The organism is Pseudomonas sp. Z3-8 (assembly GCF_051131975.1).
GTDB lineage: Bacteria > Pseudomonadota > Gammaproteobacteria > Pseudomonadales > Pseudomonadaceae > Aquipseudomonas.
In genome coordinates this window covers 5,303,748-5,323,900 of record NZ_CP071643.1, presented here as the reverse complement: position 1 = coordinate 5,323,900, position 20,153 = coordinate 5,303,748, and the positions used below count along the sequence as shown (strand labels likewise).

Below are 20,153 nucleotides of genomic sequence, written 5' to 3'. Positions count from 1 at the left end.
CTTAGTGCTTCTCGCCAGCCAGCTTGTGCTCGAGGTAGTGAATGTTCACGCCCCCTTTGCAGAAACCTTCGTCGCGGGTGAGGTCGCGGTGCAGCGGGATGTTGGTCTTGATCCCGTCCACCACAATCTCGTCCAGCGCATTGCGCATGCGCGCCATGGCTTCGTCGCGGGTTGCCCCGTAAGTGATCAGCTTGCCGATCAACGAGTCGTAGTTCGGCGGAACGGCATAACCGCTGTACAGGTGCGAATCGACGCGAACGCCGTTGCCGCCGGGGGCATGGAAATGCTTGACCGTGCCAGGGCTTGGCATGAAGGTTTTCGGGTCTTCGGCGTTGATCCGGCATTCCAGCGCGTGACCGCGGATGACCACGTCATCCTGAGTGAACGACAGTTTGTTGCCAGCGGCGATGCTGAGCATCTCCTTGACGATGTCGATACCGGTGACCATTTCCGAAACCGGATGCTCCACCTGAACGCGGGTGTTCATTTCGATGAAGTAGAAACGACCGTTCTCATACAGGAACTCGAAAGTACCCGCGCCGCGGTAACCGATATCGATGCAGGCCTTGACGCAGCGGGCCAGGACTTCCTGGCGAGCCTGCTCGTCGATGCCTGGTGCCGGCGCTTCTTCGAGGACCTTCTGATGACGACGCTGCAGCGAGCAATCGCGGTCGCCAAGATGAATCGCCTGGCCTTGGCCGTCGGACAGTACCTGGACCTCGACGTGACGTGGGTTGGTGAGGAATTTTTCCAGATAGACCATCGGGTTGCCGAACGCCGCGCCTGCTTCGGAGCGGGTCAGTTTTGCCGAGGAAATCAGGTCTTCTTCCTTGTGCACCACACGCATGCCGCGACCACCACCGCCGCCAGCGGCCTTGATGATCACCGGATAGCCGACTTCGCGACCGATGCGCAGAGCGGTTTCTTCGTCTTCAGGCAGCGGGCCGTCGGAGCCCGGAACGGTTGGCACGCCGGCAGCGATCATGGCGTGCTTGGCCGAAACCTTGTCGCCCATCAGGCGAATGGTTTCGGCTTTCGGGCCGATGAAGGCAAAACCGGAGTTTTCCACCTGTTCGGCGAAGTCGGCGTTTTCCGCGAGGAAACCGTAGCCAGGGTGAATGGCGGTAGCGCCGGTCACTTCGGCGGCGGCGATGATCGCCGGGATGTGCAGGTAGGAGTGCGCAGCCGACGCCGGACCGATGCAGACGGATTCATCCGCCAGGCCCAGGTGCATCAGTTCTTTGTCGGCCTTGGAGTAAACGGCGACGGTCTTGATGCCCATCTCTTTGCAGGCACGCAGAATCCGCAGGGCGATCTCACCGCGGTTAGCGATCAGAACTTTTTCCAACTTCGCAGTCATCAAAGGCTCTCCGCGGTTCAAACGATGGTGAACAGCGGTTGGTCGTACTCAACCGGCTGGCCGTCTTCGACGAGGATGGACTCGATCACACCGCTGGTTTCAGCTTCGATGTGGTTCATCATCTTCATGGCTTCGACGATGCACAGGGTGTCGCCTTTCTTCACGGTCTGGCCAACTTCAACGAAGGACGGCGAGCTCGGGGAAGACTTGCGATAGAACGTGCCCACCATCGGCGAGCGAGCAACAGTGCCGTTCAGCGTCGGCGCGGCCGGTGCGGCAGGTGCAGCGGCGGCAACTGGCGCAGCTGCCGGAGCAGGTGCAGCGGCTGGCGCTTGCATCGGTGCCGGTGCATAGAACTGCTGGGCCGGGGTCTTGCTGTGGCGGCTGATGCGTACGGACTCTTCGCCTTCCTTGATCTCGAGCTCGTCGATGCCGGACTCTTCCAGCAATTCGATCAGTTTCTTAACTTTACGGATATCCATGAATCATCAACTCCCAAGGGTCGGTCAGGGGCGTTTAACGCTTGTTGTTCAAGCTGTTGCCTGTTTTTCAAGCTGCTCTAGAGCGGCCTCCAGGGCCAGTCGGTAACCGCTGGCGCCAAGGCCGCAGATCACGCCTACTGCTACATCGGAGAAGTAGGAGTGATGGCGGAAAGGTTCGCGTTTGTGCACGTTGGACAAATGCACTTCGATGAATGGGATGCTCACTGCCAGCAGCGCGTCACGTAATGCGACGCTTGTATGTGTAAAAGCCGCGGGATTGATCAGAATGAAGTCCACGCCTTCGCCGCGCGCGGCATGGATGCGGTCGATCAATTCATATTCGGCATTGCTTTGCAGGTAGAGCAAATGATGGCCGGCGCTACGGGCCCGTTGCTCCAGGTCCTGGTTGATCTGGGCCAGTGTCACGGCGCCATAGACGCCCGGTTCACGGGTGCCCAGCAGGTTCAGGTTGGGTCCGTGCAGGACCAGAAGGGTCGCCATCTGCTGTTCCTTGTTGTCTGTGAGCAGGTGTCAGAACCCGGAGACTATGCCGCAAAGTCTTTGTGACTGTCCAGTTCCCGGCAATAGCCGGCACGTTGACCGATGTTTGCGCGAAGTTTGTGACCATGCCCCCGGGTTCGGTCACTCGCAGCCATGAGCCCGCAGCTGAACCCTGTGGGAGTAATACTCTTAAGGCAATCGAACCATCCGTGGCGAGGGAGCTTGCTCCCGCTCGGCTGCGCAGCAGTCGTAACCGGCGGGCGTGGTGTGCCTGATGCTCCGCACATGGCAGGTTTTGGGGCCGCTTCGCGACCCAGCGGGAGCAAGCTCCCTCGCCACAGGGTCAGTGGGCTTCTGAAATCACACCCGGAACGCCTGCACCGCCGTGTGCAACCGCCCGCCCAGGAGCAGCAGGTTGTCGCCCTGTTCCCGGCCCTGGCCGATGCGCTGCAGGTTATCCCCGCCCAGTTGGTGGATCCGCTCGCTGTGATCGCGGATTTCGCTGACGGCGCCGCTTTGCTGGGCGGTGACATCGGCGATGCGCACCGCCGTATCGGCGATGGTCTGGATCGCCTCGACGATTTTATCCAATGCACCATCGGCCGCCTGGGCCTGGCTGGCGGTGGCTTCGGCGTGTTCGACCTGGGCGCGCATGCCTTCCACGGACTGGCGTGCAGCCTGCTGCAAACGGGCAATCAGCGCCTGGATCTCGGCCGTGGCGCCTGCGGTGCGTTGAGCCAGGGAGCGGACCTCCTCGGCCACAACCGCAAAGCCGCGGCCCATTTCTCCGGCGCGGGCGGCTTCGATGGCGGCGTTGAGGGCCAACAGGTTGGTCTGGTCGGCAATCGAGCGGATGACGGTCAGCACGCCGCCGATGGTCGCCGACTCCTCAGCCAGTTGTTCGATCATTTGCGCATTGCCCTGCACTTCGCCGACGAGCGAGTGCAAGCCGGCGAGGCTCATGCCGATCACTTTCTGGCCTTGCTCCACGGCATGGCCCGCACTGCGACTGGCATCCGCGGCCTGGCTGGCATCGCCGGCCACTTGCTGGATGGTCGCTTCGAGCTCACTGAGGGAGTCGCGGATCAATGCCGTGTCACCGGCCTGGTCTTCGGCACCGCTATGCAATTCGCCACTGAGCTCGGCCAGGGTCCGGCTGCTGCCGGCCACCTGTTCGGCGTTCAGGCGGATGGTACCGACCAGATCCACCAGATAGGCGCGCAGGCGATTGAGCGAGGCTTCGATGTCCTGCAGTTCACGGTTGCTGGCGCCGACACGGATATCGCCACTGAAATCGCCTTCGGCCCAAGTGGAAAGGGCTGGCGCCAGGCGGGTCAAGGTCCGGGCCAGGCGTCGCTGCAACGTATCGATAAGAAGGGCGATCAGCAGAATCAGACCGATCATCACCCCTTGGATGACCCGTACTTCGCCCTGGATCTGACCATGTTGGGCACGGACCGCAGGCTCCATGGCGTCGATTGCCTGTTGCACATCGGTGGTTTTCAAGTGTGTGGCATCGGCCAGCTCGGTGCGTTTCTGGATCAGTTCGCGCGTGCGCGCCAGTTCCGCGGGATAACGCCCGAGCAGGCTGTTGAGTTCGCGCTTGAGGGCAATCCCGGCGTCTTCGGCGGCGGCCTTTTCCTCGGTTTCCAGACCCATCAACGCGGCGAAGTCATCGCTGCCCGATTCGTTGCTGGCGGTGACGCCGAGCAGCGGCAGACTGTCCAGTTGCTGGGCCTGGGTGCGGACGTTGGCCAGTTCCCGTTCGACATCGGCGGCCAGCTCACTGCGGCCGCTGCTGACCAGTTTGTCTCGGGCGAGGGACAACCGGCCCAAATGCTGTGAGGCAGCAAACAGCGGCGGCAGATAAGCCGGCGCGCCGTTGGCGTACTGGGCAAGTTGGTCCAGGCTGGCGCTCAGCTCACGTTCAGCCTGCAACAACAGGGCCTGTGGATCAGCCGCCAGTTTGCCGGCGGCCAGCAGGTCGGTCTTGCTGAAACCGTCAAGGTTCGACAGGCTCGGGCTTAGCGTCCTGGCCAGGTCCGGCGGGAACTGGTCCAGATCTTTTTGCAGGGTTTCCAGGGCCTGGGTGGCTGCGCTGAGGCGCAAGGCGTCGCCGCTGGCCAGGTAATCTTCGATGTTGCGCGCCACTTCGCCCTGGAACTGCCGCGACAGGCCCAGGTAGCGTTCCATCAGCAGATAAGGACGCTCCAAGGCAATCTGCGACCACCACAGGGTGGCGCCGAGGCCAAGGCATACGGCAACTAAAAGAACAGTGTTTAGGTTGGTCAGCAGCTTCAGGCGCATCAAGGGTCTACCGGGGGCAGAATCGTAAGTGCCTGAAGTTATTGCGTTTGCGTTACACGTTTATGACCGAATCAGTCGATTCCGATGAAAAAGTGGCACTTTGCTTTGATTGCCTGGCGCTCTGCACCCGATTGCGCCCGGCGTGCTTGGCACGGTACAGCGCCTCATCCGCCTGGCTGGCCATCATCAGGCTGTCGGACTCTTCGCTCATCTCCACCACCCCGGCGCTGAAGGTGCACCACAAGTCCTGAGGTTGGGCCGGGTAGTGAATCTCGGCAAAGCGCTGGCGGATTTCGTCCAGCACTGTACAGGCGGCATCAATGTCGGTGTCGGGCATGACGATGGCGAACTCTTCGCCGCCGTACCGGCCGATGAAATCGGTCTTGCGCAAGCGTTGCTTGAGAAACAGCGCCAGGCTCTTGATCACCCGGTCGCCCATGGGGTGGCCGTGGCTGTCGTTGACCCGTTTGAAATGGTCGATATCGAGCATGGCGAAGCTCAAGGGCTTGCCCTCACGGCGGGCGCGGAAGCTGCAGTCTTCGAGCAATTGCAGGATATGGGTGTGGTTGTACAGGCCGGTGAGGCTGTCGCGCACCATCCGCGCCTTGAGATTGCGGGCCCGGGCAGCGCGGTTGCGCACGGTGGTGATCAGGTGCCTGGGCTTGATCGGTTTGGTCAGAAAGTCATCGCCGCCCTCGCTCATGGCGTCGAGTTGTTTGTCCAGGTCGTCTTCGGCGGACAGGTAAATGATCGGCACGCTGACGTAGCGGTCGTTGTGGCGGATCACCTTGGCCAGTTCCGTACCGGTGCAGGCGGGCATGTACATGTCGAGGATGATCAGGTCGGGCTGGAAGTCCGCCAGCTCGGCCATGGCCTGGATCGGCTCGATCAGCGTGCGCGTGACAATGCCGGCGCTGTTGAGCAGGCGTTCGGTGTGCAGGGCCTGGGCGCGGGAGTCATCGATGATCAACACTTTGTAGGGTTCGTACTGGGCGACGCAGGTCAGCACTTCGATTTTTTCCAGCAGGCTCGAGGCCTCCAGCGTGCCGGTGAGAAACTCCTGCCCGCCGGCGCGCACGGCGGCCAGCCGCGTTGGTGTATCGGTTTCCAGCAAACTGAAAAACAATAGCGGCAGTGGTTGATCCAGGCCTTCCTGGGCTTGGGCCGCCAGCTTCAGGCCCACGCCCGGGCCGCTGAAATCCACGTCCATGACAATGGCCGCAGGCAGGCGCTCGACCATCGCGGCCCGGAATGCAGCGACGCTGTCCAGGGACTGGGCGCTGAGGCCGAAGAATTCCAGTTGCTTGGCCAGCCGTTCGGCACGGTCATGGTCTTGCAGCAATATGTAGATGGGCTTGCGCAGCGGTGGCAGGAAGGTCTGCTCGAGCTGGTCGCCATGGCGCAAGCCGGTGCGGGACAGGCGTTGCATCAAACGATTGATTTCGGTGATCAGCTGGCTGCTCAGGCGCCCGCGATTGGCATCTACCGCTTGCAACGACTGGCCGATACCTTGGGCAAGCTGGCAATGCTCAGGTTGCTCGAAGCGCTCGGCAAAGCGCAGCAGGCGCAGATTGGCTTCACTGAGCTCCGACAGGTCGGTGCTGGACCATTCGCTGCGTTGCAGGCGCTGCCATATCTCCAGGATCTGGCGAGCCTGATGAATTACCCGCTGGGCAAAGTGGTGCTTGAGGCGCTCGCGGCTGGGGTCTTCTGGCTCGGTCATATCCTGACTACTAGTTAGGGGGCATGCTGAGATCGACTGGTGGCTCTATGCTAGCACCTCTTTTCCCTTACATGAGTGTTCTACATCAATAATCTGCCAGGAGGCGCCATTCAGTTTCTGACCTGTCGGTCTGGAATTGCCTTTGCGGACGTAGTGAAGGCCCGGTAAATAAAGGTCTTCAGGAGTTTCCAATAGCCGATCCAAGCTATTTCGGTACGGCACAACGACGCGGCTTCGGGATGTTGCCTGCGCTTTTCTCCGACGTCGTTTCTTCGATTTTCCAGCCGATGAGGTTCAGGGATTCCCCTAGGCGGGTCTTTGTCTCGTGGCGGTAATTCTCGGATAAGCCCAACGACGGATGCCGGCCAAGGCACGTTGATGTAAGGTTGTGGTCGAACCGTGAACTCAAGTGATTGAAGGGACATCGCCATGCTGGACTGGAAGAACCGCGCGGGCAGCGCGCCTGAACGCGCCGCCGAACCGAAATCGGACACCCGCAGCTATCTGGGTGGGCTGTTTTTCAGTCGGGCGCTGGCCACGCTCATTGGCCTGTACCTGCTGGTGACTATTGCTGTCGGCTGGTATTGGAGCCAGGAGCCCGAGTTGTTTCCGGTACAGCAGAACGCCCAGGCAGCGGCCGAGAAGGATGGCCGGCAGATGGTGGTCGGCTACACCACCGTGGAAACCCTCAAGACCGTCGCCGGAACCTTGCTGACCAAGCAGGGCGGCTACATTTCCAACGACCGCTTCCCGCCAGGCCTGTGGATGGACAACATGCCCAGTTGGGAATACGGCGTGCTGGTGCAGGTCCGCGACCTGAGCCGTGCCCTGCGCAAGGACTTCGCCCGTTCCCAGTCGCAGTCCGCCGAAGACGCCGACCTGGCCAAGGCCGAGCCGCGCTTCAACTTCGACAACCGCAGTTGGGTGCTGCCGTCCAGCGAATCGGAATACCAGGAAGGCATCAATTCCTTGAGCCGTTATCAGGCGCGCCTGTCCGATCCAAGTCAGAAAAGCGCGTTGTTCTACGCCCGCGCCGACAACCTGAACAACTGGCTGGGGGATGTCGGTACGCGCCTGGGGTCGCTGTCCCAGCGCCTGTCCGCCAGCGTCGGCCGGGTCAAGCTCAACACCTCGCTGAAGACCGAGGTCCCGGCGCCAGGCCAGGTGCCGCAGGTTGACGAAGAGGTGGTCGAGACACCTTGGCTGCAAATCGACAACGTGTTCTACGAGGCTCGTGGCCAAGCCTGGGCGCTGTCTCACTTGTTGCGCGCCATCGAGGTGGATTTCGCAGACGTGCTGGCGAAGAAGAACGCGACGGTCAGCGTGCGGCAGATCATTCGAGAACTGGAGGCTTCACAGGAGCCGATCTGGAGCCCGATGATTCTCAACGGCAGCGGCTTCGGGGTGTTGGCGAACCACTCGCTGGTCATGGCCAACTATATTTCTCGCGCCAATGCGGCGGTGATTGACCTGCGACAATTGCTCAACCAGGGCTGAAGGATGGACGAAAGCACCCGGGAGGACGCTCACCGAGTGGCCTCGGATGCCGAGCTGATCGCTTGGGTCGACGAAGATGACAATCTGCTCGGCAGCCTGGTGCGCTCGGATCTGCGCGAGCGAGGCCTGATCGGACGCGGCACCTATATCATGCTGTTCAATTCGGCGGGCGAGCTGTGCGTTCATCGAAGGACTTTGAGCAAGGCCATCTACCCCGGCTACTGGGATGTCGCGGCAGGGGGAATGGTGCAGGCCCAAGAGACGTACGCCGAGTCGGCGGCGCGCGAGCTGGCCGAAGAATTAGGCGTGAGCGGCGTCGAATTGGTCGCCCACGATCATTTCTATTTTGAGGACGCTGGCAGTCGCCTGTGGTGCGCGGCGTTTTCCGCCGTGTGGGACGGGCCGTTGGTCCTGCAACCGGAAGAAGTCCTGGAAGCGCGCTTTTTGCCCGTCGAGCAGGTGCTCGATGAAATCCGCCACAAACCGTATTGCCCGGACTCCCTGGCGGCGCTTGGGCGCTATTTGCGCGCCCGTGAGCGCGGTGTCGCAAAGAAGCTGTAAATTGGCGCTGATTGGCCCTTAGCAAGTGGGCTTTTTGTCGTTACACTGCGCGACTTTTCAAGCTTGGCCGACTTCGTTCGGTCCAGCTGCGCTGCCCCTGCCTGAGTGGGGCTTCGCGGTCGAGGCACTTTCGCCCCTCGACCAGTCTTTGTCCTCCGAAGAGGATTGCCGGTGGCCAAAAAAGCCGCATCCTTCGCCGCCCTGGGCGGCCTGGTATTTTCTACCGACGCCGGTCGTCATTGCCCTGATTGCCGCCAGCCGGTGGATGCCTGCATCTGCAAACAGACCGCCATACCCGCCGGGGACGGCATTGCTCGCGTACGCCGCGAAAGCAAAGGCCGAGGTGGCAAGACGGTGACCACAATCACCGGCGTGCCGCTGGCCGAGGACGCGCTCAAAGATCTCGCAACGACGCTGAAAAAGCGCTGTGGTACCGGCGGCGCGTTGAAGGACGGCGTCATCGAGATCCAGGGCGATCACGTCGAGCTCTTGCTGGCGGAACTCACCCGACACGGTTTCAAGGCAAAGAAGTCCGGCGGCTAGCAGCTTCTGTGAAACCCACCCTGGCTTGATCCGAACCCCGGTTCGCGATCGCCCACATGGTTTTCACAGAGCCTGTTCTGAACGGGGTTCTAAACTCAGCGCTGCGGGCAGGGTCTACCTGCTTACAGGCAAATCGTCATTTCCATTCTCTAGACTGCGCCAGCCTCCGACCGGATGGTGCATTTTGACTTCTTTATAGGGGACTTCGATGTCCGTACGACGCACACGCAAAGACGATGGCAGCCAATGGACAGTTGCGGACAGCCGCAGCGTTTACGGGATCCGCCATTGGGGGGCCGGGTATTTCGCGATCAATGAAGCCGGTCGCGTCGAAGTCCGTCCGAACGGCCCCGACAGTTCGCCGATCGATTTGTACGAGCAAGTCGACCAGTTGCGCCAGAGTGGCCTTTCGTTGCCGCTGTTGGTGCGCTTCCCCGATATCCTGCAAGATCGAGTGCGTCAGCTCACCGGCGCGTTCGACAGCAACATTGCACGCCTGGAATACCAGAGCCAGTACACCGCGCTTTACCCGATCAAGGTAAACCAGCAGGAGGCGGTGATCGAAAACATCATCGCCACCCAGAATGTCTCCATCGGCCTGGAAGCCGGTTCCAAGCCCGAGTTGCTGGCGGTGCTGGCCCTGGCGCCAAAGGGCGGGACCATCGTCTGCAATGGCTACAAGGACCGCGAGTTCATCCGCCTGGCGCTGATGGGCCAGAAGCTGGGCCACAATGTCTTCATCGTAATCGAGAAAGAGTCCGAGGTCGGCCTGGTGATCGAAGAGGCTGCGTCGCTCAAGGTCAAGCCGCAGGTCGGTCTGCGGGTGCGCCTGTCGTCCCTGGCATCGAGCAAATGGGCCGATACCGGTGGCGAAAAATCCAAGTTCGGCTTGTCCGCAGCGCAGCTGTTGTCGGTGGTCGAGCGCTTCCGCGGCGCCGGCCTCGACCAGGGCATCCGCCTGCTGCACTTCCACATGGGCTCGCAGATCGCCAACCTGGCGGACTACCAGCATGGTTTCAAGGAAGCGATCCGTTACTACGGTGAGCTGCGCAACCTCGGCCTGCCAGTGGATCACATCGATGTCGGCGGCGGTCTGGGCGTGGACTACGACGGTACGCATTCGCGCAACGCCAGCTCGATCAACTACGACATGGACGATTACGCCGGGGTCGTGGTGGGGATGCTCAAGGAGTTCTGCGATGCGCAGAGCCTGCCGCACCCGCACATCTTTTCCGAGAGCGGCCGCTCGTTGACCGCCCACCACGCGATGCTGGTGGTCCAGGTCACCGACGTCGAGAAGCACCATGACGATGTGCCGGTGATCGAAAACAAGGAAAGCCTGCCGGAAACCGTGCAATGGCTGGTGGACCTGCTGGGCCCGACCGATATCGAGATGGTCACCGAGACCTACTGGCGTGCCACCCACTACATGAGCGACGTGGCTGCGCAGTACGCCGATGGCAAGCTGACCCTGGCGGAAAAAGCCCTGGCCGAGCAGTGCTACTTCGCCGTGTGCCGTCGTCTGCACAACTCGCTGAAGGCCCGTCAGCGCTCGCACCGTCAAGTGCTCGATGAGCTCAACGACAAGCTGGCCGACAAGTACATCTGCAACTTCTCGGTGTTCCAGAGCTTGCCGGACACCTGGGCGATCGGCCAGGTGTTGCCGATCCTGCCGTTGCATCGTCTCGATGAAGAGCCACTGCGCCGCGCCGTGCTGCAAGACCTGACCTGCGATTCCGACGGCAAGATCAAGCAATACGTCGATGAGCAGAGCATCGAGACCAGCCTGCCGGTCCATTCGCTCAATCCGGGCGAAGACTATCTGCTGGGCATTTTCCTGGTGGGTGCCTACCAGGAAATCCTCGGTGACATGCACAACCTGTTTGGTGACACCGATTCGGTGAACATCTACCAGAACGCCGACGGCAGCGTGTACCACGCCGGTATCGAAACCCACGACACCATCGAGGACATGTTGCGCTACGTGCACCTGTCGCCGGAGGAACTGATGACTCACTACCGTGACAAGTGCGCCAGCGCCCGGATCACGGCGGCCGAACGCACCCAGTTCCTGGATGCCCTGCGTCTCGGGTTGACTCGTTCCTCCTACCTGTCTTCCTGACAGGGCAATAGCGCCAAGCGCAACGCCCTCCGGGGCTGTCAGAAAATACGCCGCATGCCGCGGGTATTTTCGGACAGTTCCGGAGGGCGTTTTGATTTGCGCTGTGGAAATTTCCTCACACGGGGGCAGCTAATCGGAAAGGTCCTTATTTCGTGTAGTCCCGTTCCTTACTTGTACTTGGCCCCTCTACTCGACCCGGGCTCTCGGCCAGAATGCCCGGTCGCCCCCTCCTGTAGAGAAACGCCGATGTCCTGTCCAGCCCGCGAGTCATCATTTCGTCTGGAGATAGCCGGTCTGCCCGAGTCCTTTGTTGTCGTGGCCTTCACCGGCAATGAAAACATCAGCGAACCTTTCCTGTTCGAGGTGGAACTGGTGACCAGTGACACGCCGCTGGACCTGGCGGGCCTGCTGTACCGCAGCGTCTGGTTGAGTTTCGGGAGCTGCGGCCGGGGCATTCACGGACAACTCCACGAAGTTGTGCAGCACCGTCATGGAGGTAATTGCCATGTGCGCATCGAGCCGAAGCTTGCATACCTGGCGCAGCGCTTCAGCCAGCGGGTGTTCAGTGGCCGCTCGGTACCGCAGATCATTCGCCAGGTCTTGAGCGGGCACGGCATCGGCGGGCGCGGGCTGTGCCTGGACTTGAGCGGTGGTTTTCCGACGCGGGATGTCTGTAGCCAATACCGGGAGTCCGACCTGCAATTTTTGCAGAGAATATGCGCCCAGGCTGGTATCCGGTTCCATTTCGAGCATGCCCGGGATGGGCACTGCCTGGTTTTCTCCGATGCGCCGGGCAGAGTCTTTTCCGCTGACGAGGTTATCTACGGCGGTGACGGCCAGGCTGACGCCGTGCACGCCTTCAGCGCTCAGGTTGGCTTCGAGGGTATCGGCATACAGGCCGCCGAGGGCCAGAGCGATCTGATGCACTTGCACAGCGGGCAGACCCTGACCCTGACCGCTCACCCTTTCAAGGACTGGAACCGGCGCTGGTTATTGACCAGGGTCGAACATCGTGGCCACTCAGGTCGATATGCCAACCGGTTCCGGGCCATTCCCTTCGCGCTGTCGTTTGTGGCAGACAAGGTGCCTGCGAAGCCGGTCATGGTGAGCCGGCAACGCGGATGGGTGGTAAACGTGGATGAGCCTGCGGACCAGATGCCTGGGCGAGTGGCGGTGCAGTTCGACTGGGTCTATCAAGGGGAAGGGGCCAGCGCCAGCCATTGCTGGCTGCCGTTGGCGCCTGAGCTGGCGGCCTGCGCAGGCGATCGGATTCGTGAGGGCACCGAGGTCCTGGTGAGCTTTATCGAGGGTGACCCGGATCGCCCGCTTATCTGTGCCTTTCTCGGCCCACTGCCCCTCATTGGCACACAGCCAGCGCCAGCCAGTGCGAGCTTGTCGGAAACACCCGGGACGCCTGGAGTCGATGACCACCTGTTGTCTGCAGTGCGCGGTGGCGAGCCGCTGTTCCTGCTGTGCCTGTTGCCCGGCGGAGGGGCGTTCAACCCCTGCGCCCGTGCGGTGTGCATCTGCCGCCTGGTGACGCAACGTGGTGCGGGCGCAGCGCCATGAACGCTGCCGCCATGCCTGGCGCCACGCCGCAATGGCTGCTGCTCGACGTGCCGAACGTTCCCGCAGCCGCGCAGCGCCTGCAAGAGCAATTTGTCGAGGCTCGACGCTTTTTTCTGTTCGAAGACACCGATCTCCACGAACTGAGAGACGATGGCCCGCTATTGGTTGATCTGCACCGATCGCCAGCGTTGGCCAGTCTGTGCCAGCTGGATAGTCAATCCTGGCCGGGGCTGCTGATAGTGAGCGCAGCGCCTGCCGAAGTATTGCTGGCGCATTTGCGGCGCATGCTGACGGTCACGCTGGGCCTGCACCACAAGGCTTTGTTGAGTTATTACAACCCGCACACCGCGAGTTACTTTTTTGATGGTTGCGACCCTCGGGAACTCAGTTGCTGGCTGGGGCCGATCAGCATTCTGCGCTGGTTCGGAGGCACCTGGGCTGATCGGACCATGGGCTCGGAGGGCTGGCAACAGCTCGCCAATCCTGGCTTGTCGGTGCCGGCGCTGGAGAACGAGCCGGGCCTCAGTGACAGGCAACAAAGCCAGTTGCAGGCGTGTGTATTGGAGCGTCATGTCTGGCGTTGGTCCTGCTCCATCGGGCATGACTACTGGTCGCTCTGGGAATATATGCAGCAAGGGTTGGCGCTGGGGTTCAGCGAACAGAGCGCCCTCGACGGCTGGTTGTGGCTACGCTTGCAATACCCTGATGCTCAGCCAGCGCCGGAGCTGGCTGGCGGCTCGCAACACGAACGTCTGGAGCAGTTGCGGCGGCTATGGCAAGGCAACCAGGATTGAAGGCCTCACCGGGCATTGCCACCGAGCCAGCTGTCGTGTTGTTGCAAACGCCAGGCGAAGATACCGAGCGTCAGGCTGCGCAAGGCCATGAACAGCAGGAAAGTGATCCACAGGCCGTGATTGCCCAATCCTTGCAGGACCCAGGCGAACGGCAACGTCAGTAGCAGGGTCAGGAGCATGCCGTTGCGCATTTCCCGGGCGCGGGTGGCGCCGATGAACAGGCCATCGAGCAGATAGCTCGATACCGCAATCAACGGTAACGCCGCCAGATAAGGCAGGTAATGGTAAGCGGTGTTCCGCACTTCGGTGATGTCGGTCTGCATGTCGATGAACAAATGCCCAGCAAGCAGGAACAGCAGGGCAAACCCCAGGCTGGCAATCAGTGACCAGCCGCTGGCAACGACCAGCGCGCGGCGCAGGGCCAGGCGGTCGCGAGCCCCAATAGCGTGGCCGCACAGTGCTTCCACGGCGTGGGCCAGGCCGTCCAGGGCGTGGGCCGTCAGCAGCAGGCCGTTGAGCAGCAGGGCATTGGCCGCCACGGTCGCATCGCCCAGGCGCGCGCCTTGCACCGTGATCAGGAAAAACACTGATTGCAGCACCAGGCTGCGGATGAAAATGTCCCGGTTCACCGCCAGCAACGGTCGCCAGCTCTGCCACAAGCCCAGCGCCGCCCAGGCTATTTGCCCAGGCCAGTTGCGCAGGGTGTTGCGCGCCAGGGCCAGGCCTACCAGCGCGCCCGTCCATTCGGCGATGACCGACGCCCGGGCCGAACCGGTCACGCCCCAGTCCAGGCCGATCACGAACCAGAGGTTCAAGGCGATGTTCACCAGGTTGGTCACCAGCAGGATCGCCAGCGGCGCGCGGGCGTTCTGGGCGCCGAGGAACCAGCCGACCAGCGCATAGCTGGCCAGCGCCGCCGGCAAGCCGAAAAGGCGAATGTGGAAGAAATCGCGGGTCAACTGGTTGAGTTCGGCGGACGGTTGCATGAAGTGCAGCGCCACGTCGCTCAAGGGAATGCCGACGGCACCGAGCAGCACCGCCAGCCCCATCGCCAGCAGCAGGCCCTGCAACAACACCTGGCGCAACGCCGCGCCGTCGGCACGCCCGGCCGCCTGGGCGGCGAACCCGGTGGTGCCCATGCGCAGGAAACCCATGGCCCATGCCAGCACCGTATACAGACTCGCCCCGACCGCCACTGCGCCTAACTGATGGGCATGGGGCAAGTGGCCGATGACGGTGCTGTCCACCAGCGCCACCAGCGGCACGGAAATGTTCGAGAGAATCATCGGCGCAGCCAGCGCCCAGACCCGGCGATGAGTAAGGCGGTCGCGCCAGTCGGTAATCAGCTTGGGCATGCGGGCTCCTTGAAAGGAGCGCGATTGTAGCGGGTTATTGCAGCGTTTCATTCATCTGTGCGGCAGGCTTTTGTGGCGAGGGAGCTTGCTCCCGCTCGGCGGCGAAGCCGTCGCAAGACTGGGGGCGCGGTGTTTCTGGAGAACCGCGTCAGCCCGGTTTGGGACTGCTGCGCAGTCCAGCGGGAGCAAGCTCCCTCGCCACAGGGTGTCCAAGTTGGGGTCTCAGTGAATAATCCAGCTCAACAGCCACAACCCCAGCACCAGCCAGATGATGCCCATGACGATCGACGCCCGCATGAAGGCGCGGATCGCCGAATACAACAGCATCAGCCCGAGGATCAGCGCAATGATGCTGATGATTGAAGTATCCATTCCCAGCGTCCGGGACAGGCCTTCGACAAAATTGCCGCCGGCATTGGCCAGGGTGTTGAACAGGCCACTGAGCAGATCGACGATAAAACGGATCACCGAACCGAGCGCCTGACCGAGCCATTCGAAAAAGCTTTCTACCTGCATGTGTGCGTCCTGATGAGAGGGAATCCACGTTGAGCCTTTTGGCCCTGAATGTAGGAGCGGTCCGGGCCGGGATCGTTCGATTATGGGGCAAACCGGCGCTTTGTATCGAGCCTCTTGCCTTACCTCGTCATCCCCTCGAAGCTATGCGCATCCAGGAGAGCCCGATGAACCTTGTTGAACTGACCGAACGCCTGCATGCCATCCGTGATCGTAACGATTGGCGGCAATTTCACAGCCCGAAAAACCTGACCATGGCCGCCAGCGTCGAAATGGCTGAATTGGTGGAGATTTTCCAGTGGTTGACCGAGGAGCAGTCACGCCAGTTGCCCGCGGAAAAACTTGCCCACGCCGGGCAGGAAATCGGTGACATCGTCTTGTACCTGTTGCTGCTGTGCAGCGAGCTGGGCCTGGACATGGACGCCGTGGTGCGCAGCAAGTTGGCCGACAGCGAACGGCGGTTCGGCCAATGAGCGATCGCCATTTCGATCAACTCGCCACGCGTTTTGCCGAAAAAATCTACGGAGGAGCCAAGGGGGCTATTCGGCTGGCCGTGCTTCAGGCCGATCTCCTCGAAGCGTTGCCGGATCGCCCCTTGCGAGTGCTGGATATTGGCGCGGGGCTGGGCCACATGTCGCTGTGGCTGGCCGAGCGCGGGCATCAAGTCACCCTGGCCGAACCGGCCGAGCCGATGCTCGAAGGCGCTCGCCAACGCTTTGCCGAGGCGGGCCAGGCCGCAACGTTCATCCAGGCGCCGTGGCAGGATCTGCTCGGCCAGCTCACCGAACCTTACGATCTGGTGCTGTGCCACGCGGTGCTCGAATGGCTGGCCGAGCCCCATGCGATCCTGCCGGTGCTGCATCAGTTGACGGTGCCTGGCGGCTGGTTGTCCCTGGCGTTCTACAACCGCGATGCGCTGGTCTATCGCAACCTGCTCAAGGGGCACTTTCGTAAACTGCGTAAAAACGACATGGCCGGCGAGAAACAGAGCCTGACCCCTCAGCAACCGCTTGATCCACGAGAATTGGCGGCGCAACTTGAAGGCCTGTGGCAGGTCGAAACCCAGAGTGGGGTGCGGGTTTTTCACGACTACATGCCGGTGGAGTTCCAGGGCCGTGCAGAGCTTGCGCAACTGCTGGAGATGGAACTGGCCCACCGTCGCCATCCGGCCTTTGCCGGCTTGGGACGTTACCTGCACTGGGTTTGCCGTCCCCTCTGATCCGCGAAGCAATCGGAGAGCGAAATGAAAGGTCGTTCAGGGTTAATGGTGTTGTGCCTGGGGCTGGCGGCCTGCCAGGGCAGCAACCCTTATGTCGCGACATCCAGGCCGCTGCCGCCAGCACCACCCGAGGCCGCCACGGTATTCGATCGCAGCGCCTATCCCGCACCGCCCCGGGATTACGGGCGCTATCGCAGCTGGGCCTGGCTCAACGGCCGACTGCCACCGGGCACGGCCTGGGCGGACTCGGCGCAGGTGGCCGAAGCGGTGAGCAATGCCCTGGACCAGCGCGGCCTGCGCCCGCTGCATGACAATCGGCCGGCGGACCTCTTCGTCAGTGCCGACCTGCGCCTGGAGACCCGCGTACGCCAGGTTCGCGACGATTATGATTCAGGCTACTACGGCGGTTACAACCGATACGGGCCGGGTTATGGCATGTACAACAGCGTCCCCGTGGTACGCACTTACCGGGAGCAGGTCGTGGTGGTTCGGGTTGATCTGTTCGATGCCCGCAACAACCAACCGGTTTGGAGTGCCAGCGCCGAGACCAGCCAGCGAGGCAGTCAGAGCGAACGTAGCGATGCCATTCGTGAGGCGGTGGAGAAGGCTCTTTCGGCTTATCCTCCCAGTTGATTACGCAACGGAGAAAAACCATGTTTCGCCGTATCGCCCCATTTGCCCTGGCCTTGTTGCTGGGCGCCTGTACGTCCAATCAGGTCAATCATGACTTCGACACCACCCGCGATTTCGCGGCCTACCGCAGCTGGAGTTGGAAAGAGCCGGCGTTGCAGTATCGGCCGGATGACCCGCGCATCAAGAGCGACCTGACCGAACAGCGGATCCGCCAGGCCATTGCCGATCAGCTTGATCAGCGCGGCTTGCGCCCGGCTCCGTCCGGTACCCGCAGCGATGTGCAGGTCCAGGCCTACCTGATCGTCGAGGACCGTCAGCAACAGGTGACGACAAACTACGGCGGTGGCTGGGGCGGCCCCTGGAATGGCTATTGGGGCGGGCCGATGTATAACGAAACCCGCAACGTCAGCTACAAAGTCGCCACGGTGCAGATCGACCTGCTCGACGGCAAGGACGGCAAGCTGGTGTGGCGCGGTAGCGATGAGCAACTGCTCAGCGAGTCGCCCAACCCTACGGAGCGCAGCACGAAGGTGCGCGAGACGGTGGGACGGATCCTGTCGAATTATCCCCCACGTTGATTGAGTATTTCCTGTGGGAGCGAGCTTGCTCGCGATGGCGGTGGGTCAGTTTGCATACTCGTTGAATATGCAATTGTCATCGCGAGCAAGCTCGCTCCCACAGGATTGATAGGGACACTTTCAGGCAACCGGCTGCCAACTGCCGAGCATGTGTTCCAGTTCTCCAGCCCCCACCAGCCGCAGTTTTCCACTGGACCCCGCGGCGCTCGCCAGCAGCGTCACCTCGCTGGGCAGGCGCACCGGTTTCCTGAAGTTCATTTCGATCTCGATGTTGGCCTCGGGCAAATGGTCGTCCAGCGCCGCTAACGTCCGGGCCTTGTTCCACAGGCCGTGGGCGATGGCGGTGGGGAAGCCGAACAGCCGAGCGCTGGCGGCGCTCAGGTGGATCGGATTGTAGTCGCCGGACACCTTGGCGTATTGCCGGCCAATGTCCGCAGGTGCTGTCCAGTGTCCCACTTCCGTCAACTCAAGGGCGGCAATCGCCGGCTCCTCCACCAGCGCCCCATCAAGCTGGACGCCTTTGCACAGCATTTGGCTTTCGGCCTGCCACAGCGGTCCCAACTGATCTTCAATGCGGGTCACGAGATCGAACACCGCGCCCTTGGCGTGCGGCTGGAGATTCTCGACATTGACGCTGGCGCGCACCTGGCTGACCCCGCCCATGGGGCGCAGTATGCGGATGCGGTTGCTGAGGTGGATCAACCCCAGCAGCGGGAACGGAAAATTCCGATCCGTCAGTAGCTGCATTTGCAGGGCGAACGCCAGCACATGGGGATAGGTCGGTGGCAGCAGACCGTTTTCGGTAAAGCCGCAGACCTTGCGATAGGCCGCCAGGCGCTGCTGATCAACCTGGATCACTTGGCGCAGCCCAACGTCCGGCAGGGTAGTGCCGGTGATCTTGCGGCGTGTCGCGGCCTTGGCGTACAGCCCGGACATCGACGGCGCGGCGTGTATCTCATGCCATTGGATCGTCATGATCAGGCCCCCAGCAGGCTTTGCCCACACACGCGCAGCGCCTGTCCGGTCACGGCACCGGTGCCCGGTTGCGCGAGCCAGGCCACGGCTTCGGCGACATCCTGGGGCAGGCCGCCCTGGCCCAGCGAGCTCATGCGTCGCCCGGCTTCGCGCAGGGCGAAAGGAATATCTGCGGTCATGCGGGTCTCGATGAAGCCTGGCGCCACGGCGTTGATGCTGATGCCTCGGGCCTGCAGGGTTGGCGCCCAGGCTTGAGCCAGGCCGATCAGCCCGGCCTTGCTCGCGGCGTAGTTGGTCTGGCCGCGATTGCCGGCGATGCCACTGATGGATGCCAGCAGGATGACCCGGCCGTTATCGCGCAGGGTGCCGCTGTCGAGCAGGGCCTTGGTCAGCAGTTGCGGCGCATTGAGGTTGACTGCCAGCACCGCGTCCCAGAATTCCGGGGTCATGTTGGCGAGGGTCTTGTCCCGGGTGATGCCAGCGTTATGTACAACGATGTCGACGCCGTCGGGCAGGTGTTCAATCAACTGCGTGGCTGCGTCTTCTGCGCAGATGTCCAGCGTCAGGCTGCGCCCGCTCAGGCGAGCGGCCAAGGCATCGAGGTCGGCCTTGGCTGGCGGTACGTCCAGCAGGATCACATCGGCGCCATCGCGGGCCAGTGTTTCGGCAATGGAAGCGCCGATGCCACGGGCAGCGCCGGTAACCAATGCCTTGAGCCCCGTCAACGGACGGGTCCAGTCCTGGACCTGGGTTGCACAGGCCTTGAGACGAATCACTTGCCCCGAAACGTAGGCACTCTTGGGCGACAGGAAAAACCGCAGCGCACCTTCCAGCTGGGTTTCGGCGCCTTCGCCGACGTACAGCAACTGCAGCGTCCCGCCATGGCGCAGCTCCTTGGCCAAGGACCGGCTGAAACCCTCCAAAGCCCGCTGGGCGCTGGCGGCGAACGGGTCGTCGAGGTTTTCCGGAGCGCGGCCGAGGATGACGACATGAGCGCTGTGGTCGAGATTTTTCATCAGCGGCTGGAAAAACTCGCGCAACTGCTTGAGCTGGTCGACCTGCGCCAGGTGGCTGGCGTCGTACACCACAGCCTTGATCTTCGGGCCGTGCCCGGGGATCCATTCGGTGGCGAGCGTCGGTTCGCCACCGTAGATGAAAATGGCGTCGGTCAGGCGCTTGGCGAATGTGCCGACCTGTTCGGTCAGCGGCCCGCCGCCCAACAGCAAGGCCCCCTCGATTGGCCGCAGGCGCCCGGCTTGCCAACGCTCCAGGCGTACCGGCGATGGCAAGCCGAGAGCGCCAACCAGACGCAGGCCAATGGGCGAATTGGCAAAGTCTATGTAACGGTCTGACATGGAACACACTCCGGCTGATGAGGTTCCAAGTGTGGACCATGTTTGGCAATCAGTCGTTCGATCGGC

General features: G+C 62.1%; 19 protein-coding genes. 10 read left to right on the top strand and 9 right to left on the bottom strand.

All coding sequences use genetic code 11. The features are described 5' to 3' along the window. Position 1: 1 nt before the first annotated feature. From accC to J3P94_RS24275, 5 genes are all read right to left on the bottom strand, one after another. Positions 2-1,360 (bottom strand): acetyl-CoA carboxylase biotin carboxylase subunit, encoded by a 1,359-nt coding sequence (accC, locus tag J3P94_RS24295; RefSeq protein WP_007971365.1) that lies wholly within the window; start codon positions 1,358-1,360, stop codon positions 2-4. Positions 1,361-1,377: 17 nt separating this feature from the next. Then, entirely contained in the window at positions 1,378-1,842 is a 465-nt protein-coding gene (gene accB, locus J3P94_RS24290; protein WP_053118072.1) for an acetyl-CoA carboxylase biotin carboxyl carrier protein, read from the bottom strand. Positions 1,843-1,890: 48 nt separating this feature from the next. Beyond that, entirely contained in the window at positions 1,891-2,343 is a 453-nt protein-coding gene (aroQ, locus tag J3P94_RS24285) for a type II 3-dehydroquinate dehydratase (RefSeq protein WP_305497076.1), read from the bottom strand. A gap of 360 nt (positions 2,344-2,703) precedes the next feature. After that, a complete protein-coding gene (locus J3P94_RS24280; protein ID WP_370871141.1) occupies positions 2,704-3,306 on the bottom strand; it encodes a methyl-accepting chemotaxis protein in 603 nt (200 codons plus the stop codon). A 1,396-nt stretch (positions 3,307-4,702) separates the two neighbouring features. Then, positions 4,703-6,373, bottom strand: coding sequence for a diguanylate cyclase (locus tag J3P94_RS24275; protein WP_434569935.1), 1,671 nt, complete (start codon positions 6,371-6,373; stop codon positions 4,703-4,705). 429 nt (positions 6,374-6,802) lie between these two features. Between J3P94_RS24275 and J3P94_RS24270 the strand changes: the two genes are divergently transcribed. From J3P94_RS24270 to J3P94_RS24245, 6 genes are all read left to right on the top strand, one after another. Continuing rightward, positions 6,803-7,870, top strand: a complete 1,068-nt coding sequence (locus J3P94_RS24270) for a DUF2333 family protein (RefSeq protein WP_434569934.1) — start codon at positions 6,803-6,805, stop codon at positions 7,868-7,870. A 3-nt stretch (positions 7,871-7,873) separates the two neighbouring features. Further along, positions 7,874-8,431, top strand: a complete 558-nt coding sequence (locus tag J3P94_RS24265; RefSeq protein WP_434569933.1) for an NUDIX hydrolase — start codon at positions 7,874-7,876, stop codon at positions 8,429-8,431. 171 nt (positions 8,432-8,602) lie between these two features. Further along, positions 8,603-8,974, top strand: a complete 372-nt coding sequence (locus tag J3P94_RS24260) for a translation initiation factor Sui1 (RefSeq protein WP_434569932.1) — start codon at positions 8,603-8,605, stop codon at positions 8,972-8,974. A 208-nt stretch (positions 8,975-9,182) separates the two neighbouring features. Continuing rightward, the gene (speA, locus tag J3P94_RS24255; RefSeq protein WP_039593533.1) at positions 9,183-11,096 is read left to right on the top strand and encodes an arginine decarboxylase; all 1,914 of its coding nucleotides are present in this window, start codon (positions 9,183-9,185) and stop codon (positions 11,094-11,096) included. Between the two features lie 246 nt (positions 11,097-11,342). Beyond that, entirely contained in the window at positions 11,343-12,665 is a 1,323-nt protein-coding gene (locus J3P94_RS24250; protein WP_434569931.1) for a type VI secretion system Vgr family protein, read from the top strand. Beyond that, the gene (locus tag J3P94_RS24245; RefSeq protein ID WP_434569930.1) at positions 12,662-13,459 is read left to right on the top strand and encodes a DUF4123 domain-containing protein; all 798 of its coding nucleotides are present in this window, start codon (positions 12,662-12,664) and stop codon (positions 13,457-13,459) included. Before J3P94_RS24250 ends, J3P94_RS24245 begins: the two co-directional genes overlap by 4 nt. Before the next feature lie 5 nt (positions 13,460-13,464). Here the strand turns inward: J3P94_RS24245 and J3P94_RS24240 are convergent, their stop codons facing one another. Then, a complete protein-coding gene (locus J3P94_RS24240; RefSeq protein ID WP_434569929.1) occupies positions 13,465-14,814 on the bottom strand; it encodes an MATE family efflux transporter in 1,350 nt (449 codons plus the stop codon). Positions 14,815-15,036: 222 nt separating this feature from the next. Then, positions 15,037-15,330 (bottom strand): hypothetical protein, encoded by a 294-nt coding sequence (locus J3P94_RS24235; RefSeq protein ID WP_305497064.1) that lies wholly within the window; start codon positions 15,328-15,330, stop codon positions 15,037-15,039. Between the two features lie 164 nt (positions 15,331-15,494). Here J3P94_RS24235 and J3P94_RS24230 point away from each other — a divergent pair, with 164 nt between their 5' ends. The 4 genes from J3P94_RS24230 to J3P94_RS24215 are packed head-to-tail and all read left to right on the top strand — an operon-like array spanning position 15,495 to position 17,757. Next, positions 15,495-15,800, top strand: a complete 306-nt coding sequence (locus tag J3P94_RS24230) for a MazG-like family protein (RefSeq protein ID WP_434569928.1) — start codon at positions 15,495-15,497, stop codon at positions 15,798-15,800. After that, on the top strand, positions 15,797-16,546 hold the full coding sequence (locus J3P94_RS24225; RefSeq protein WP_434569927.1) for a methyltransferase: 750 nt from the start codon (positions 15,797-15,799) through the stop codon (positions 16,544-16,546). The genes J3P94_RS24230 and J3P94_RS24225 overlap by 4 nt, the downstream gene beginning before the upstream one ends. A gap of 24 nt (positions 16,547-16,570) precedes the next feature. After that, positions 16,571-17,179: a DUF4136 domain-containing protein gene (locus tag J3P94_RS24220; protein WP_305497058.1), complete on the top strand. Its 609-nt coding sequence runs from the start codon at positions 16,571-16,573 to the stop codon at positions 17,177-17,179. A 20-nt stretch (positions 17,180-17,199) separates the two neighbouring features. Further along, positions 17,200-17,757 carry a DUF4136 domain-containing protein gene (locus J3P94_RS24215; protein WP_434569926.1) on the top strand — a complete coding sequence of 186 codons (558 nt, stop codon included), beginning with the start codon at positions 17,200-17,202 and terminating at the stop codon, positions 17,755-17,757. A 120-nt stretch (positions 17,758-17,877) separates the two neighbouring features. On the opposite strand, the gene J3P94_RS24210 is transcribed toward J3P94_RS24215, so the two are convergent. Together J3P94_RS24210 and J3P94_RS24205 are read right to left on the bottom strand one after the other, a co-directional pair. After that, positions 17,878-18,732: a MaoC family dehydratase gene (locus tag J3P94_RS24210; RefSeq protein ID WP_434569925.1), complete on the bottom strand. Its 855-nt coding sequence runs from the start codon at positions 18,730-18,732 to the stop codon at positions 17,878-17,880. 2 nt (positions 18,733-18,734) lie between these two features. Continuing rightward, entirely contained in the window at positions 18,735-20,087 is a 1,353-nt protein-coding gene (locus J3P94_RS24205; RefSeq protein WP_434569924.1) for a 3-oxoacyl-ACP reductase, read from the bottom strand. Positions 20,088-20,153 lie beyond the last annotated feature (66 nt).

Bases quoted from the DNA above. Each gene is read 5' to 3' on its own strand.
- accB (WP_053118072.1), bottom strand. From the start codon at position 1,842: ATGGATATCCGTAAAGTTAAGAAACTGATCGAATTGCTGGAAGAGTCC.
- J3P94_RS24205 (WP_434569924.1), bottom strand. From the start codon at position 20,087: ATGTCAGACCGTTACATAGACTTTGCCAATTCGCCCATTGGCCTGCGT.
- accC (WP_007971365.1), bottom strand. From the start codon at position 1,360: ATGACTGCGAAGTTGGAAAAAGTTCTGATCGCTAACCGCGGTGAGATC.
- J3P94_RS24215 (WP_434569926.1), top strand. From the start codon at position 17,200: ATGTTTCGCCGTATCGCCCCATTTGCCCTGGCCTTGTTGCTGGGCGCC.
- J3P94_RS24275 (WP_434569935.1), bottom strand. From the start codon at position 6,373: ATGACCGAGCCAGAAGACCCCAGCCGCGAGCGCCTCAAGCACCACTTT.
- J3P94_RS24235 (WP_305497064.1), bottom strand. From the start codon at position 15,330: ATGCAGGTAGAAAGCTTTTTCGAATGGCTCGGTCAGGCGCTCGGTTCG.
- J3P94_RS24210 (WP_434569925.1), bottom strand. From the start codon at position 18,732: ATGACGATCCAATGGCATGAGATACACGCCGCGCCGTCGATGTCCGGG.
- speA (WP_039593533.1), top strand. From the start codon at position 9,183: ATGTCCGTACGACGCACACGCAAAGACGATGGCAGCCAATGGACAGTT.
- J3P94_RS24240 (WP_434569929.1), bottom strand. From the start codon at position 14,814: ATGCCCAAGCTGATTACCGACTGGCGCGACCGCCTTACTCATCGCCGG.
- J3P94_RS24270 (WP_434569934.1), top strand. From the start codon at position 6,803: ATGCTGGACTGGAAGAACCGCGCGGGCAGCGCGCCTGAACGCGCCGCC.
- aroQ (WP_305497076.1), bottom strand. From the start codon at position 2,343: ATGGCGACCCTTCTGGTCCTGCACGGACCCAACCTGAACCTGCTGGGC.
- J3P94_RS24265 (WP_434569933.1), top strand. From the start codon at position 7,874: ATGGACGAAAGCACCCGGGAGGACGCTCACCGAGTGGCCTCGGATGCC.
- J3P94_RS24230 (WP_434569928.1), top strand. From the start codon at position 15,495: ATGAACCTTGTTGAACTGACCGAACGCCTGCATGCCATCCGTGATCGT.
- J3P94_RS24245 (WP_434569930.1), top strand. From the start codon at position 12,662: ATGAACGCTGCCGCCATGCCTGGCGCCACGCCGCAATGGCTGCTGCTC.
- J3P94_RS24250 (WP_434569931.1), top strand. From the start codon at position 11,343: ATGTCCTGTCCAGCCCGCGAGTCATCATTTCGTCTGGAGATAGCCGGT.
- J3P94_RS24225 (WP_434569927.1), top strand. From the start codon at position 15,797: ATGAGCGATCGCCATTTCGATCAACTCGCCACGCGTTTTGCCGAAAAA.
- J3P94_RS24220 (WP_305497058.1), top strand. From the start codon at position 16,571: ATGAAAGGTCGTTCAGGGTTAATGGTGTTGTGCCTGGGGCTGGCGGCC.
- J3P94_RS24280 (WP_370871141.1), bottom strand. From the start codon at position 3,306: ATGAGCCTCGCCGGCTTGCACTCGCTCGTCGGCGAAGTGCAGGGCAAT.